At 63.0% G+C, this 13,836-nt stretch carries 11 protein-coding genes and 1 pseudogene; 8 read left to right on the top strand and 4 right to left on the bottom strand.

The features are described from left to right. Nucleotides 1-107, top strand: a pseudogene (locus GCM43_RS26180) (IS110 family transposase); the annotation flags it as partial. A gap of 196 nt (nucleotides 108-303) precedes the next feature. On the opposite strand, the gene pyrF reads toward GCM43_RS26180, so the two are convergent. From pyrF to GCM43_RS14830, 3 genes are all read right to left on the bottom strand, one after another. Further along, nucleotides 304-1,128 carry an orotidine-5'-phosphate decarboxylase gene (gene pyrF, locus GCM43_RS14840; protein ID WP_152245572.1) on the bottom strand — a complete coding sequence of 275 codons (825 nt, stop codon included), beginning with the start codon at nucleotides 1,126-1,128 and terminating at the stop codon, nucleotides 304-306. A gap of 112 nt (nucleotides 1,129-1,240) precedes the next feature. Then, entirely contained in the window at nucleotides 1,241-3,616 is a 2,376-nt protein-coding gene (locus GCM43_RS14835) for a pectinesterase family protein (RefSeq protein ID WP_152245570.1), read from the bottom strand. An 84-nt stretch (nucleotides 3,617-3,700) separates the two neighbouring features. Next, nucleotides 3,701-5,521: a glycoside hydrolase family 28 protein gene (locus tag GCM43_RS14830; RefSeq protein WP_152245568.1), complete on the bottom strand. Its 1,821-nt coding sequence runs from the start codon at nucleotides 5,519-5,521 to the stop codon at nucleotides 3,701-3,703. A gap of 191 nt (nucleotides 5,522-5,712) precedes the next feature. On the opposite strand from GCM43_RS14830, the gene GCM43_RS14825 reads away from it, so the two are divergent. The 7 genes from GCM43_RS14825 (at nucleotide 5,713) to GCM43_RS14795 (ending at nucleotide 11,798) form a co-directional block, all read left to right on the top strand. Then, nucleotides 5,713-6,327, top strand: coding sequence for a LemA family protein (locus GCM43_RS14825; protein WP_152245566.1), 615 nt, complete (start codon nucleotides 5,713-5,715; stop codon nucleotides 6,325-6,327). A 1-nt stretch (nucleotide 6,328) separates the two neighbouring features. After that, on the top strand, nucleotides 6,329-7,159 hold the full coding sequence (locus GCM43_RS14820) for a TPM domain-containing protein (protein ID WP_152245563.1): 831 nt from the start codon (nucleotides 6,329-6,331) through the stop codon (nucleotides 7,157-7,159). Further along, nucleotides 7,159-7,692, top strand: a complete 534-nt coding sequence (locus tag GCM43_RS14815; protein ID WP_226929498.1) for a TPM domain-containing protein — start codon at nucleotides 7,159-7,161, stop codon at nucleotides 7,690-7,692. Before GCM43_RS14820 ends, GCM43_RS14815 begins: the two co-directional genes overlap by 1 nt. Before the next feature lie 60 nt (nucleotides 7,693-7,752). Further along, nucleotides 7,753-8,517: an SDR family NAD(P)-dependent oxidoreductase gene (locus tag GCM43_RS14810; RefSeq protein ID WP_152245561.1), complete on the top strand. Its 765-nt coding sequence runs from the start codon at nucleotides 7,753-7,755 to the stop codon at nucleotides 8,515-8,517. 530 nt (nucleotides 8,518-9,047) lie between these two features. Beyond that, nucleotides 9,048-9,401: a VanZ family protein gene (locus GCM43_RS14805; RefSeq protein ID WP_152245559.1), complete on the top strand. Its 354-nt coding sequence runs from the start codon at nucleotides 9,048-9,050 to the stop codon at nucleotides 9,399-9,401. Nucleotides 9,402-9,476: 75 nt separating this feature from the next. Further along, nucleotides 9,477-10,472: an LLM class flavin-dependent oxidoreductase gene (locus GCM43_RS14800; protein ID WP_152245557.1), complete on the top strand. Its 996-nt coding sequence runs from the start codon at nucleotides 9,477-9,479 to the stop codon at nucleotides 10,470-10,472. 120 nt (nucleotides 10,473-10,592) lie between these two features. After that, nucleotides 10,593-11,798, top strand: coding sequence for an MFS transporter (locus tag GCM43_RS14795; protein WP_152245555.1), 1,206 nt, complete (start codon nucleotides 10,593-10,595; stop codon nucleotides 11,796-11,798). 278 nt (nucleotides 11,799-12,076) lie between these two features. Here the strand turns inward: GCM43_RS14795 and GCM43_RS14790 are convergent, their stop codons facing one another. Further along, nucleotides 12,077-13,714: a M28 family peptidase gene (locus tag GCM43_RS14790; protein ID WP_152245553.1), complete on the bottom strand. Its 1,638-nt coding sequence runs from the start codon at nucleotides 13,712-13,714 to the stop codon at nucleotides 12,077-12,079. Between the last annotated feature and the right edge of the window lie 122 nt (nucleotides 13,715-13,836).

Genomic DNA, 13,836 nt, shown 5'->3' with positions numbered 1-13,836 from the left:
AGGCGCCGAAATTGATCATCGGCGCCATGATGCGCAAACTGGTACACGTGGCATTCGGCGTGCTCAGGTCAGGAAAAATATTTGATCCGACCTTGCACGCCGCTTGACGGGGATAACAGTATCTACGTGACCTTATCCAGCCCGATGCGCATTGATCGCATCGCGCGTCTCGATGGCCACGCGGCGTGCGGCATCGGCGTAGGTCGGATTAGGCCCCAAAGCGGGCCGTAATCCGACAACACCCGCGACGCCAACAATGTTGTCGGATTACGGCCCGAAGGGCCTAATCCGACCTACGTGACATTATCCCGCGCGATGCGCATTGATCGCATCGCGCGTCTCGATCGCCACGCGGCGGGCGGCATCAGCGTAGTCTTCACCAGCTTGTGGCTGGGCGTAGATAATCGCGCGTGACGAGCTGATCATCATGCCCATGCCGTTGGCGGTCTGGCCGGCGCCGACCGTGGCGGCAATGTCGCCGCCCTGCGCGCCGATGCCCGGCACCAGCAGCGGCATGTCGCCAACAATCGCGCGCACCTGCGCCAGTTCTTCAGGGAACGTTGCGCCCACCACCAGCGCGCACTGGCCGTTCTTGTTCCACTTGTTGGCCACCAGGCGCGCCACGCGCTGGTACAGCGGCTCGCCGTCAGTCTGCAAAAACTGCAGGTCCGAGCCGCCCGGGTTGGAGGTGCGGCACAGGATAATCACACCACGGTCCTGCCAGGCCAGGTAGGGGTCGAGCGAATCTTCACCCATATAGGGATTGACGGTGACGGCGTCGGCGCCGTAGCGCTCGAACGCTTCGCGCGCGTACTGGGTGGCGGTGGCGCCGATGTCGCCGCGCTTGGCGTCGAGGATCAGCGGAATATGCGGATAGTGTTCACGCAGATAGCGGCAGATGTCTTCCAGCTGCTTTTCCGCGCCCAGCGCGCCAAAATAAGCGATCTGCGGCTTGAAGGCGCAGACCAGGTCGGCCGTCGCATCGATAATGCGGGTGCAGAAGGTGGTGATGCCGTCTGGCGCGTCGCGCAGCTCGGCCGGCAGCTTGGCCAGGTCCGGATCCAGTCCCACGCACAGCAGGGAATTATTGGCCGTCCACGCGGCGGATAATTTATTGATGAAATTCACGGCACGCCTTCTTCGATTCAGTTGCAAACCCTGTATTGTAACGCGCCGCGCGGGCCAGGCGGCCGGCGCGGCGCCCCGGCGCTCAGGGCGCCGGCGCTAACAGAGCAGCAGCCTAGTTGCCGTTGCCCGGTCCCGTATTGCCATACTCAAAGAAGCGGTTGGCCGGCAGGCTGCCCGACACGACCGAACTGTATGGACGCGATGCGGTCGAGTCACCCCACGGATCGGCCTTGCGGATATGTTCGCCCAGCACGGAGTTGCGAATGACCACCTGACCGTTGGGCGAAGTGGCGCCATACGCGGCCAGGCTGCCCACGCTTTCGTCCCAGGCGCGGCCCAGATAGATCTGGCCGGCCGGCGTTCCGGTTTCAGCCGTAAAGCGGCTGTTGATGATCAAAAAGCCATGCGTGTTGCGGTAGTCCGTACTGGCCGCCGTGACATAGCCATTGCCGTTGCCGGTATTTAAGGTATGCAAGGTCACGTTGTCGAACACCGCCGTGGCGCGGCCAAAGACGAAGTCCACATCGCCTTCGATATAGCTGTCCCTGACATACACGCGCGAGACCTGGTCGACATTGCCGCTTTTCATGTAGAACGTGTCCTGGTGACCCAGCAGGCGCACGTTGTCGAGCACGATCTTGTCGCCCTGGGTCATCAGGGCCACGGCCGACTGGTTGCTGCCAGCAAAGCTGCCTTTCACATAGTCGTTGGCAAAGGTGATGTTCTTGGCCTGGAAGTCCGCCGCATTGACGGCAAACGTGGCGCTGCCGCTGGTGCCGACCGGATTGGCCGGCGAGCTGTTGCACTTGTTGCCGTTGCTCTTGGTCGCGTCCACCGTCGGATTGCCGTTGTTGAACACAATGACCGTATGCGAGGCGTCGCTGTCCAGGCTGTACAAACGGATAGCCGGCGTGCCGGCGCTGGGCAGGCAGACGGTTTCACGATAGGTGCCGGGCATGATGCGGATAAACACCGGCGGCACCTTGTTGCCCAAGGCGGTGGCGGCGTCCATGGCCGCCTGCACGGTGCGGAAATTGCTCGTGTCGCTCTTGCCGGCGGCATCGACGGTAAATTGCGCCACGAACGTCTTGACGTCGCCCACGCCGGCAGTCGGGTCCCAGTTATCGACCGGCAATGAGCTCATCGGCAAGCTCTTGCCGCCTTGCGCCAGATAGGCCGCTGGCGTCATGCCCGCTGCCGTGGCAGCGTCGAGCTGCGGACGGCTGGCGGTCGACGCGACAGCCGAAGACGACACCACGGTGCTGGCGCTGCAATCGGCGGTGGTGGCGCAACTGGCGCCCACGCCCGGCGTCACGCTGTTTTGCAGCGTGCCGGCGGTACCGGCGACCGCGCTGATGCGCACGCTGGCAGAGGCGCCCACGGCCAGGCCGGCCGGTACGCTGCAGCTCACGCTGGTGCCGGCAGTGGTGCAGCTGGCCCCGGTTGGCGTGACGGTGATCGCACTGACGCCGGCCGGCAGCGTACTGGTCAACGTGGTTGCCGCCGTGGTGGCGGCGCTGCCGCTGTTGCTGGCCTTGATGGTCCAGGTCAGGGTCTCGCCGGTTTTCGCGCTGGCCTTGTCCACCGTACTGCTCAGCAGTACCTTGGCCGCTGCGGCGGCTGTCACCGTGGTGCTGGTGGTACAGGCGGCAGGCGTGGCGCAGCTGGTGTTGGCGCCGGCGGGCGCTACCGTGGCGACCAGGCTGCCGGCAGCGCTGGCACTGGCTGTAATCAGGACGCTGGCGCTGGCATTGGGCGCAAGGCCGGGCGCCACGCTGCAGTTGAGCGTGTTGCCGCTGAGGGCTGCACAGGTGGCGCCGGCGCCAGTGACACTGAGGCCGGTAATACTTGTTGGCAAGGTGGTACTCAGCGTGACGTTGCCGGTGGTGGCGGCATTGCCGCTGTTGCTGGCCTTGATGCTCCAGCTCAGCTTGTCGCCTACCACCACGCTGGCCTTGTCGACGCTGGCCGTAACGCTGACGTTGGGCATGGCGGCAACGGTGACATCGGTACTGCTGCTGCAGGCGGACGGTGCGCAGGACGGCGCATCGGGGCCGCTGGCGGTAAGCGTGCTGGTCAGTTGTCCGGCGCTGGCGGCGGTGGCCGACACCACCACCGTGGCGCTGGCGCCGGCGGCCAGGCCTTCGGGCACCGTGCAGGTCAGCGTGCTGACGACCGGGCCACAGCTGGCGCCCGTGGCCGTCACGCTGATGCCGCTGATATTGGCCGGGATGCTGGTCAGCAAGGTAACCGGGCCGCTGGTCGCGCCCGGCCCTTTGTTGCTGGCGGCCATGGTCCAGGTCAGCCGGTCGCCGACCGACACGGCCTTGCGGTCGACGTTCTGGCTGACGGTGACGGAAGCGAGGGCGGCGTTGCGCGCAGCCTCTTCAGCCTGCTTGTCGCTGCTGCCGCCGCAAGCCGAGACGGCCAGCATGGCGGGCACGAGGCCCAGCGTAGCCAGGCGCCTTCTTTTGATTTCCTTGTTCATGTCTCTCTCCTTTTTATAATCAGTACTGCAAACTACGGAATGCGGCGTCTGCGCGCCGTTGCGTTCAAGTGAAAATTGGTGCCATCAAGGCTGTGACATCGGGGCGTTGCTTGATGGGAAAGGCACAAAGGCAGTGCTGCAGTCATACGCTGGCGCAGCGCTGCTACGCTGGTCTTGTACGCTGAACTGGTTCTGGCCGGCGGCGCCGGCAAGCACGCTGGCAAACGACACCGGACCTGGCCCCATGACCAACGCCGCATTGGACGGCACGGCCTGCGCAATTTTCGTGCTGACCCAGCCTGGCTGGCTGTCGAACACCACGTTGTCAAACACGATGTTGTAGAGCGGATAGCGCTGGGTGGCCGACTGATAGCCGCGCAGCAGCAGCAAGGCTTTGGCGCCATTGAAGCGCGAGTCCGGCGTATCGAGATAGCGGAAGTTGCGCACCGTAATATCGTGTATGTCGGGCAGCAGGGCATTTTTTGAATCGGCGGCGTCGCCGTAGTAGCTGTCGATCGCAATCGGCTGCTGCACCCGGCGCGCGCAAACGCCGTCGACGCTCACATTGGCCACCTTGCCGCCGCGGCTGTCATCGGTCTTGATGCGAACGCCGCTGGTGGCGCTCATGTCGTAACCGTCGATGGCCAGGTCGCGGATGCTGACACCGTCGACGCCACTGTCGGTTTCGCTGCCGATCGACATGCCGTGCGTAAAGTACATGCGGTTATGCCAGATGCGCATGCCCGTCACCGGACCGCTCTTGCTGTTGTGCGACTTGACGGCAATGCCGTCGTCGCCGGTGCTGATATGGTTATAGGCGATCAGCACATTGGTCGACTGGCCCGGATCGATGCCGTCGGTATTCTTGACGGTCTCGGGCGTAAAACAGGTGCTGGGCGTGCTGAGGTTGGGACTGCCTGAAACGGCCGGCGTCGAACCGGCCGGACAGGCATGGCCAGCGGCCGAATAGGCCAGCGTCGGCGTGAGGATCCTGCTGTCCCACACCGTCAGGCCGTCCACGCCGCTCGACACCAGATGAAACTTCGGCGCATTGTGCAAACTCATGCGATAAACGGTAAAGCCGCTGCCATTGTTGACCTGCAGCAGGCGCGGATTGTTCTGGCTAGCCATGCTGCTGCCGCCAGTCTTGGTCAGCGCGCCCACATCCCACCAGCTCAGCTTGCCGGCGTAAGCACCCGAGGTCAGCACGGCACCGCCGCGCCCGTCGATCACGCCGTCGCCATACAGGCCATTGCCTTTCGGGCTGGTCGTCAGCAGCGCCTGGCAGCCGTTGTCGCTGGTCGATGCTTCGCCGCAGGCATTCTTGCCGGCAATCTGGTAATCGGACGGGCGACGCGAAGCAAACAGCGTGACGCCGCCAGCGATCCACAGGCTGACGGCTGGCGGCAAGGTCAGCGGGCCGCTCAGGAACGCATTCTGCCCTGCGCTGCCGGCAACGAGCTTGACCGCCTGCCCGGCAGGACAGGCGTCGAGTGCCGCCTGCAAGCGCGCCGCATCCGGCTGCGACTCCCTGGACGCCGCATCGATGGCGTCATCGAGCAGGCCAATGCTGTTCCGGATAAGGCCGGCGGCAACGCTGGCGCATACCGTGGCGGGCAGCGCCGGCTCCTGTCCGGCCAGCGCGGCATCGGCGCGCGCCGCTGCCGGCCACCAGGACGCCGGTGCAGGCGCAGTCGTGGTTGGCGTGGTTGGTGTGGTTGGCGTAGCAGGTACAGGCGTGGCCGGGAGCACCACGGGCGGCGCCACACTCACGGGCGGCTCTGCCACCGCGCCCGCACCGCCGCCGCAGGCTGCCAGCAAGAGTGCAGCCGCGGGCCAGGCCACAACGGCGCAGCGCGGCAGCAAGGAAGATGGCGTAATCAAGAACGGGCGCGACGGCAGCATAGCGGGTCTCCAATATTGTCTTGTTAACATCTGCATCTAATATATCACAGCAACATATCTGATATATCAATTATTTCTAAACCGAAATTTATGCTTGCTGTTTGAACTTACGTCTGGCGAGGTTTCAGGTATATTTGTCTGGACTGACTATCCCCAACTTGTTTTTAACTGACTTAGGCACGGAACCCATCATGCAAATTACCCAACAACTGACAAAATGGCTGCGCCTGGCGCTGAGCGTCACCGTCCTGGCAGGCGTGCTGAGCGGCTGCGGCTATAACGACTTCCAGAGCAAGGACGAAGCGACCAAGGCAGCCTGGGGCGAAGTGGTCAACCAGTACCAGCGCCGTGCCGACCTGATTCCCAACCTGGTCAACACCGTCAAGGGCTACGCCACGCATGAGCGCGAAACGCTCGAAGCGGTAACCAAGGCGCGCGCCGCGGCGACCAGTTTCCAGATCACGCCCGAGGTGCTCAACGATCCGGCCGCGTTTGAAAAGTTCCAGCAGGTGCAGGGCCAACTGTCTTCGGCGCTGTCGCGCCTGATGGTGGTGTCGGAAAAATACCCGGACCTGAAAGCCAATACCAACTTCCGCGACCTGCAGTCGCAGCTCGAAGGTACGGAAAACCGCATTACCGTGGCGCGCCAGCGTTACATTGCGGCCGTGCAGGACTACAACGTGCATGCGCGCAGCTTCCCGAACAACCTGACGGCCATGATGTTCGGCTACAAGGTCAAGCCGTCGTTTACGGTGGAAAACGAGAAAGCCATTTCCACTGCACCAACCGTTGACTTCGGCAAGTAAGATGAAAGCCTGGGTACTCCTGCTCTCGCTGTGCGCCGCGCTGCTGTCGGCCGCGCTGCCCGCCGGTGCGCAAGGCCTGATGGCGGTGCCGCCGCTGTCTGCGCGCGTGACCGACCAGGCCGGCATGCTGGACGCAAAACAAAAGGCCTCGCTCGAAGCCGTGCTGGCCGACTATGAAGCCAAGACCGGCAGCCAGATCGCCGTGCTGCTGGTCAAGTCGACCGAGCCGGAAGCGATCGAGCAGACCAGCATCCGCGTCACCGACGCCTGGAAACTGGGCCGCAAGGGCGTCGATGACGGCGTGCTGCTGATGGTGGCCAAAGACAACCCCGCATCGTTGCGCCGCCTGCGCATCGAAGCCGGGCGCGGCGTACAGGGCGTGCTGACCGACGCCCAGTCCAAGCGCATCTTGCAAGACGTGATCGCGCCGCACTTCAGGCAGCAGGATTACTACGGCGGCCTGGTGGCCGGCGTGGGCGCCATTTCCACCTTGCTTAACCAGGAACAGTTCCCGGCGCCAGCCAAGGCAGTGCCGGCAGCCCTGCAGGAAAGCAGCCTGGCCACCTGGCTGCCGCTGCTGTTTTTCGGCTTCCTGGTGGTGTTGATGTTTTTCCGCTCGCGCGGCGGCCCAAGCCGCTTGCAGCGCGGCAGCAACTGGTCGAGCGGCGCCTCGGGCGTGATACTGGGCAGCATCCTGAGCCAGGCCATGCAAAACCGCGGCGGTGGCGGCGGCTTTGGCGGCGGCGGCTTCGGCGGTGGTGGCGGCGGAGGCGGAGGCTTTGGCGGCGGTGGCGGCAGCTTTGACGGCGGCGGCGCCTCGGGAGACTGGTAATGATGCAACAGGTAGAGCAACAACTTTCCTTCGGACAGCGCTGTGGACGCGCCATCAAACACTGGCGCAGCACGCCTGCCACGGCGCGCCAGGCGTTTCCACAGACAACCTTGCAAGCGATTGAAGCGGCGATCAGCGATGGCGAGCAAATTCATCACGCCGAAGTACGCTTTATTGTCGAGGCGGGCCTGACGCCAGCCATGGCTTACCAGGGCGTCAGCAACCGCCAGCGCGCACGCGAATTGTTTGCGCAATATGGCATATGGGATACCGAAGACAATGTCGGCGTGCTGATCTACATCAATCTGGCAGAACATCAGGTCGATATCGTGGCTGATCGCAACGTCGGCCGACGTATTACACCTGAACAATGGCAGGCAGTCTGCCGCACCATGACGGCAGGTTTTTGCACCGGCAACTTCCATGACAGCACGCTGCAGGCCTTGCACCAGCTAAATGGTCTGCTGCAGAACCATTTTCCCGCCAGCGGCGCGGCACGCAACCAGTTGCCGAACGACCCTATCCTTCTCTAGAATCCGGCCCGTGCTGCGCCCGTTCATGGCGGCGCAGCTTTGTTATCAACGAGGAATAATATGAGACTGCAACAAAAAACCGCCATCGTTACCGGCGCCACGCAAGGCATCGGCCTGGCCTGCGCCAGCCGCCTGATCGCCGAAGGCGCGCGCGTGATGCTGGTCGATATCCGTGAAGAAGGCGCCCAGGCCGCCGCAGCATTGGGCGAGCAGGCGCACTTTTTCTGCGCCGACGTGAGCCAGAAAGCCGATGTGGACGCCATGCTGGCCGATACGCTGGCGCGCTTTGGCCATATCGATATTCTGATCAACAACGCCGGCGTGACGCACGCGGCCAATTTTCTTGACGTCACCGAAGACGACTTCGACCGCGTGATGCGCATCAACCTGAAATCGATGTTTCTGTGTGGCCAGGCTGTGGCGCGCGAGATGGTCAAGCGCAACAGTGGCTGCATTATCAATATGTCGAGCGTCAATGCCGAACTGGCCATTCCAAACCAGGTGCCGTATGTGGTGTCCAAGGGCGGCATCAACCAGTTGACCAAGGTGATGGCGCTGAACCTGGCGCCGCACGGCGTGCGCGTCAACGGCATCGGCCCCGGCACCATTCTGACCGAACTGGCCAAGCAGGCAGTCTTGTCCAGTCCGCAGGCACGCCATACCATCCTGTCGCGCACGCCGCTGGGGCGCTGCGGCGAACCGGAGGAAGTGGCCGGCATCGCCGCCTTCCTGGCCAGCGACGACGCCAGCTACATGACCGGCCAGACGCTGTATGTCGACGGCGGCCGTCTGGCGCTCAACTATACGGTGGCGGTACAGGAGTAAGTCGCCCTGTTATATCAAAAACCGATGATGGATATCTGAAAATACCATTAGACACATATCGTGCGGCGCAGCATAATGCACCTGTCTCCACTATTCTCCTCCAAGAAAATAGTTTTAAGCCCGCTTTCACCAGCGGGCTTTTTTTTGTCCGCAAACTTTGCACGAGAAAAGTTAAAAATGTTGCGTCGTGTCATAAGCCCGTCATTTTCGCCCCCTATACTTGCTTCATCTGCTGTACAGGCAACCGATATGCCTGACTACAGACCAGGTGTGCCGCCCTCGGCACACCGCTCCGATTTCATGGGCATGGCGCGCGCTGTCACAGCCGCGCGACATGCTTAGTACCTGGCAACTCTCAACTCTTGACCCTTTCATTTGGGTTTTTGGCCCGCGTCACCGCGGGCCTTTTTTTTGCCCAGTCGGTTGCCACAGCATGGTAAGGTGCGCATCTCTTTTCCTCCACTGCCATCATGTTCAGCAACCTTCCCCAGCTTTGCTTTGCCACCCGATACGAACGCCTGCGCTTTCGCATGGCGCTGTTTTTATACGCCCTGGTCATTATTATTGGCGATATTCCCGGTGCGCGCGCCGATGTGGGGCAATATGCCTCTGGCGTGGTGTTGCACTCGTTTGGTTATGGCGTGCTGGCGCTGCTGCTGTTCAGCGGCATTGCAGGCAGCATGGTGCGCCGCGCGCTGCTGTCGGTGCTGATGGTGGCGTTGATGGGCGCGCTGGACGAATATATCCAGAGCTTCCTGCCGTATCGCCGCGGCGCTGTATCGGACTGGCTGGTCGACATCACGGCCGCCACCGTGGTGGCGCTGCCGCTGATCGTACTGTGGCCCAAAATGGCTGCTGCGGCCCTGGGCAAGGGCCAGCGCTGAGGTTCAACCCTGCTGGCATCAGGGGATAGGCAAATCATCCATTGTGATTTGCCTGACCGTCCCGATATCACTTGCATGATTCCATTTTCCATACTCGACCTGGCGCCGATTGCCGAAGGCAGCAGCGCCTCCACTTCCTTCCAGAACACGCTGGACCTGGCGCAGCATGGCGAGCGCTGGGGCTATAACCGTTACTGGCTGGCCGAACATCATGGCATGCCTGGCATTGCCAGCGCTGCCACCGCTGTCGTGATTGCCCATGTGGCGGCAGGCACCAAAACCATCCGCGTGGGCGCGGGCGGCGTGATGCTGCCCAATCACTCGCCACTGGTGATTGCCGAGCAGTTCGGCACACTGGAAGCCTTGCATCCGGGCCGTATCGATCTGGGTCTGGGCCGCGCGCCCGGTTCCGACCAGACCACCGCGCGCGCCCTGCGCCGCGACCTGCAGTCCGACGCCGACCAGTTCCCGCAAGATGTGCTGGAGCTGATCGACTATATGTGCGACGAGCCGCGCCAGCGCGTGCTGGCCGTGCCGGGCAAGGGATCGAACGTACCAGTGTGGATACTCGGTTCGAGCCTGTTTGGCGCGCAGCTGGCTGCGCACCTGGGCTTGCCGTATGCCTTTGCCTCGCACTTTGCGCCGCAGATGATGATGCAGGCCATCGAATACTATCGCAGCCACTTCAAGCCATCGAAGCAGCTGGCCAAACCGTATGTGATGCTCGGCTACAACGTGTTTGCTGCCGATACCGATGAAGAAGCCCACTTGCGCGCTACTTCCATGCAGCAGGCGTTTGTCAATCTGCGTACCGGACGTCCGTCGCGTCTGCAGCCACCGGTGCCAGGCTACCTGGAACAGCTGGGGCCGCAGGAGCGCGCCATGCTCGACTCGGTACTGTCGTGTACCGCCATCGGTTCGCCGGAGACGGTCAAGGCCAGGATGGCGGCTTTCATTGCCGAGACCGGCGCTGACGAACTGATGATCACCTCGCAGATTTTCGAACACCAGCATCGCCTGCGTTCGTACGAGATCACGGCCCAGGTCCACGCCGAACTGTCGCACCAGTAATAGTTTTTTGAAAATACCCCTTGGCCCGGCCGTCGGCAACGATCGCCGGGTTTTTTTGCCTGGTGCACAGGAAAACCGGCCTTGCCTTATGATGCGCAGCATTCCTTCAACGCGCCTCTCATGAAACCTCCCACCTCCCCTATCGACGCCAGCGCCCTGCTCAGTTCCACCCGCATACTGCTGTTTGCGCTGGCCGCCGGCGTGCTCGTTGCCAGCCTCTACTATGTGCAACCGCTCACTTCCATGCTGGCGGCCTCGTTTGCAGTGGACGTCACGGCCGCCGGCTATCTGGTCACGGCCACGCAGATCGGCTATGTGCTGGGCATCGTGCTGCTGGTGCCGCTGTCCGATGTATTGAACCGCCGCAAATTGCTCTCCTGGATGCTGCTGGCCAAGATTGCCGCCCTGCTGCTGGGTGCGGCCAGTGCGAATATTGCCGTATTTGCCGTCGCCAGCCTGCTGATGGGCGTTACGGCCAGCGCGCTGATGGTGGTGGTGGCGATGGTGGCCTCGTATGCGCCCGACCATAGTCGTGGCCGCATGGTAGGCACCGTGATGACAGGTCTGCTGCTGGGAATACTGCTGGCCCGCACGGTCTCCGGTACGGTGGCCCAGCTGACCGGCAACTGGCGCAGCGTCTATGTAATGGCGGCCGTCGTGGTAGCGCTGCTGCTGTGGGTCTTGCGCCGCATCCTGCCCGACGAAGCGCCGCGCGGCCGACTGCACTATGGAAAATTGATGGCCTCGCTGGTCGACATCATCCGCCAGGAGCCGCTGCTGCGTCAGCGTGCCCTGTTTTCAGCTCTGGGTCTGGGCACCTTCAGCGTGTTCTGGACCGGCCTGACCTTTCTGCTCAGCGGCGCGCCCTATCATTACTCGGAAATGCAGATCGGCCTGTTCGGCCTGGCTGGTGCTACCGGTGCGCTGGCGGCCAATATGGCGGGCCGCATGGCCGACCGTGGCCATGCAACACGCGCCACCTGGCTGCTGGCATTTGCCGCGCTAGCCGGCTGGGCGCTGATTGCCTTTGGCGCCGTCTCGCTCACCTTGCTGCTGCTGGGTATCGTGTTGCTCGATATAGGCGTGATGGGCCTGCAGGTCACGCACCAGTCGGTGATCTACAAACTGGCGCCACAAGCACGGGCGCGCGTAACCACGGTCTTTATTGCCGCCGGCTTTATCGGCGCCTCTGCCGGCTCGGCACTGGCCAGCGCCAGCTTTGCCCATGCCGGCTGGCTGGCGCTGTGCGCCGTCGGCGGCGCCATGCCCTTGTTGCTGCTGATCGTCTGGGCAAGTCAAACAAAAGATCATAAAACGGGGTTTTGACCCTAATGCCGTTAAGTTAAGCTGGCCAATGTATTGAAAAGCACCAAGCGTAGAAACGGCGGACCGGTGACGCAGGTCTGAGAAAATTCCGATGGCGGCGTTGCGGCTTCCTTGCCGTACTGACGTACTGTCTGCGTCGCCGCGCCTTGCCCTCGACATTTTTCAGCCCCGCTTGGCCCGGAGAACCTTTTCGCACGACTGTGGCTTTAATGCGTTTGCCGGTGTGCTTTTGGCGCCGGAGCGCTAACTTAACGGCATGAGGTTTTGCCCCCGTTTTTTTATTTCTCGCGCGCCTTGCCGAAGGCGTCGCCGGCTTTCCATGCCGGCATCTTGGCGGCATTGGCAACGGCCTGGCCCAGATTGAGCGTGAACTGCGCCTGCTGGGTCATGCCCGACAGGTCCCAGCTCGGGTCGTACTCGTCCGTCACCTGGTGGTAGCGCGGGCCATAGGCGGCGGCCTTGGCTTTTGACGCTTCCGGGTCTTTGATAAAGTCGCGCCCGCCGTTGATGGAAAACGCCGGCACGCCGGCCTTGGCAAAGCTGAAGTGGTCGCTGCGGAAGTAACCACCGGCCAGGTCCGGACGGGCTGGGGCGATCTGCATGTGCATGGCCTTGGCCACGGCGGCGGCCATCGCGCCCAGTTCGGTGCGCTCGCTGCCTTGTGCGCCGATGTCGCGCGTGGCGCCGACAAAATTCAGGCTGTCCAGGTTCAGCGCGGCGGCCGTCTTGTTCAGTGGCCACAGCGGATCGGCCGCATAGGCGGCGCTGCCCAGCAAGCCCTGCTCTTCGGCGGCAACCCACAGGAAAATCTGCGTGCGTTTGGCGGGATGCTTTGCCGCTTCCTGCGCCATCGCCAGCAGGCCTGCCGTGCCAGAAGCGTTGTCCACCGCGCCGTTGTAGATGATGTCGGCGCCCGGCTGGTCGTCAGCCCTGGCCTGCATGCCCAGGTGATCCCAGTGACCGCTGTAGATCACGGCTTCATCCTTGAGTTTTGGATCGGTGCCCGGCACCATGCCGGCGATATTGAACTGCTTGACCTTGCGCACGGCCGACTTCATCTCGCCCTGCAACGTGGCACCCACTGCAACCGCCTGGAAATCCTTGCTTTCAGCCTTGGCGCGCAAGGCGTCGAGGTCCTGGCCGCCAGCGGCAAACAGGCGGCGTGCGGCGCCGTCGGTAATCCAACCCTGCAGCGGCGTGCCGGCCGTGCGATCGGCCAACTGGAAGCGCTCGCTGCCGCTCCAGCTGCTTTGCACCACGCTCCAGTCATATGACGCCGACGGTTTGGTATGGATCAGCAGCACGCCGGCGGCGCCCTGGCGTTTGGCTTCTTCAAACTTGTAGGTCCAGCGGCCATAGTAGGTCAGCGCCCTGCCGGCAAAGCGGTTCGGCTCGGCCTCGGTCGGCTGTGGATCGTTGACCATCATCACCACGATCTTGCCCTTGACATCGACGCCCTTGTAGTCGTTCCAGCCCTCTTCCGGCGCCGTCACGCCATAGCCGACAAATACCAGCGGCGCATCAAACGTGTGCGCCGCTACCGAGTCGCCGGTGGCCCACACCCAGTCCGGGCCGAAGGCCAGCGGCACGACTTTGCCGCCAACTTGCACCTGCAGGCTGCTCTCGGCTGGCAACGATTTGACGCCGGCAATCTGCACGCTCTGGCGATAGCTGTTGCCGCGCACCGGCTGCAGGCCGGCCAGCAGCGCCTGCGTTTCCAGGTAAGCCACGGTCAGGTCGGCGCCGCGCTGGCCGGTGCCGCGCCCTTCAAGCAGGTCGCTCGACAGGAACGCCAGATGGGCGCGCAGCGGCGCCTCCTGCACCACGGGCAGGCCATTGGCGGCCTGGACAGGGAAAGCCAGTACCAGGCTGGCGGCAAGGGCGGTGGCAGTCACCGAAGAAAACAGCTTTTGCATGGAATCCTATGGGTAAGAGGATGAATCGGTACGCCCGATAAGGCGCGCCGGAGATTGTATGCGATGGCGAGCGCCATGCGGACGAAAAAAATCCCTGCCGATCAATAGGAATGGCAGGGATG

The organism is Janthinobacterium aquaticum, from assembly GCF_009208565.1.
Taxonomy (GTDB): Bacteria; Pseudomonadota; Gammaproteobacteria; order Burkholderiales; family Burkholderiaceae_D; genus Janthinobacterium.
The sequence above is the reverse complement of the archived record's forward strand: the minus strand, read 5'-3'. Positions and strand labels throughout refer to the sequence as shown.

Coding starts and splice junctions, on each gene's coding strand:
- GCM43_RS14835 (WP_152245570.1), bottom strand. CDS start 3,616: ATGAACAAGGAAATCAAAAGAAGGCGCCTGGCTACGCTGGGCCTCGTG.
- GCM43_RS14830 (WP_152245568.1), bottom strand. CDS start 5,521: ATGCTGCCGTCGCGCCCGTTCTTGATTACGCCATCTTCCTTGCTGCCG.
- GCM43_RS14825 (WP_152245566.1), top strand. CDS start 5,713: ATGCAAATTACCCAACAACTGACAAAATGGCTGCGCCTGGCGCTGAGC.
- GCM43_RS14820 (WP_152245563.1), top strand. CDS start 6,329: ATGAAAGCCTGGGTACTCCTGCTCTCGCTGTGCGCCGCGCTGCTGTCG.
- GCM43_RS14815 (WP_226929498.1), top strand. CDS start 7,159: ATGATGCAACAGGTAGAGCAACAACTTTCCTTCGGACAGCGCTGTGGA.
- GCM43_RS14810 (WP_152245561.1), top strand. CDS start 7,753: ATGAGACTGCAACAAAAAACCGCCATCGTTACCGGCGCCACGCAAGGC.
- GCM43_RS14805 (WP_152245559.1), top strand. CDS start 9,048: ATGGCGCTGTTTTTATACGCCCTGGTCATTATTATTGGCGATATTCCC.
- GCM43_RS14800 (WP_152245557.1), top strand. CDS start 9,477: ATGATTCCATTTTCCATACTCGACCTGGCGCCGATTGCCGAAGGCAGC.
- GCM43_RS14795 (WP_152245555.1), top strand. CDS start 10,593: ATGAAACCTCCCACCTCCCCTATCGACGCCAGCGCCCTGCTCAGTTCC.
- GCM43_RS14790 (WP_152245553.1), bottom strand. CDS start 13,714: ATGCAAAAGCTGTTTTCTTCGGTGACTGCCACCGCCCTTGCCGCCAGC.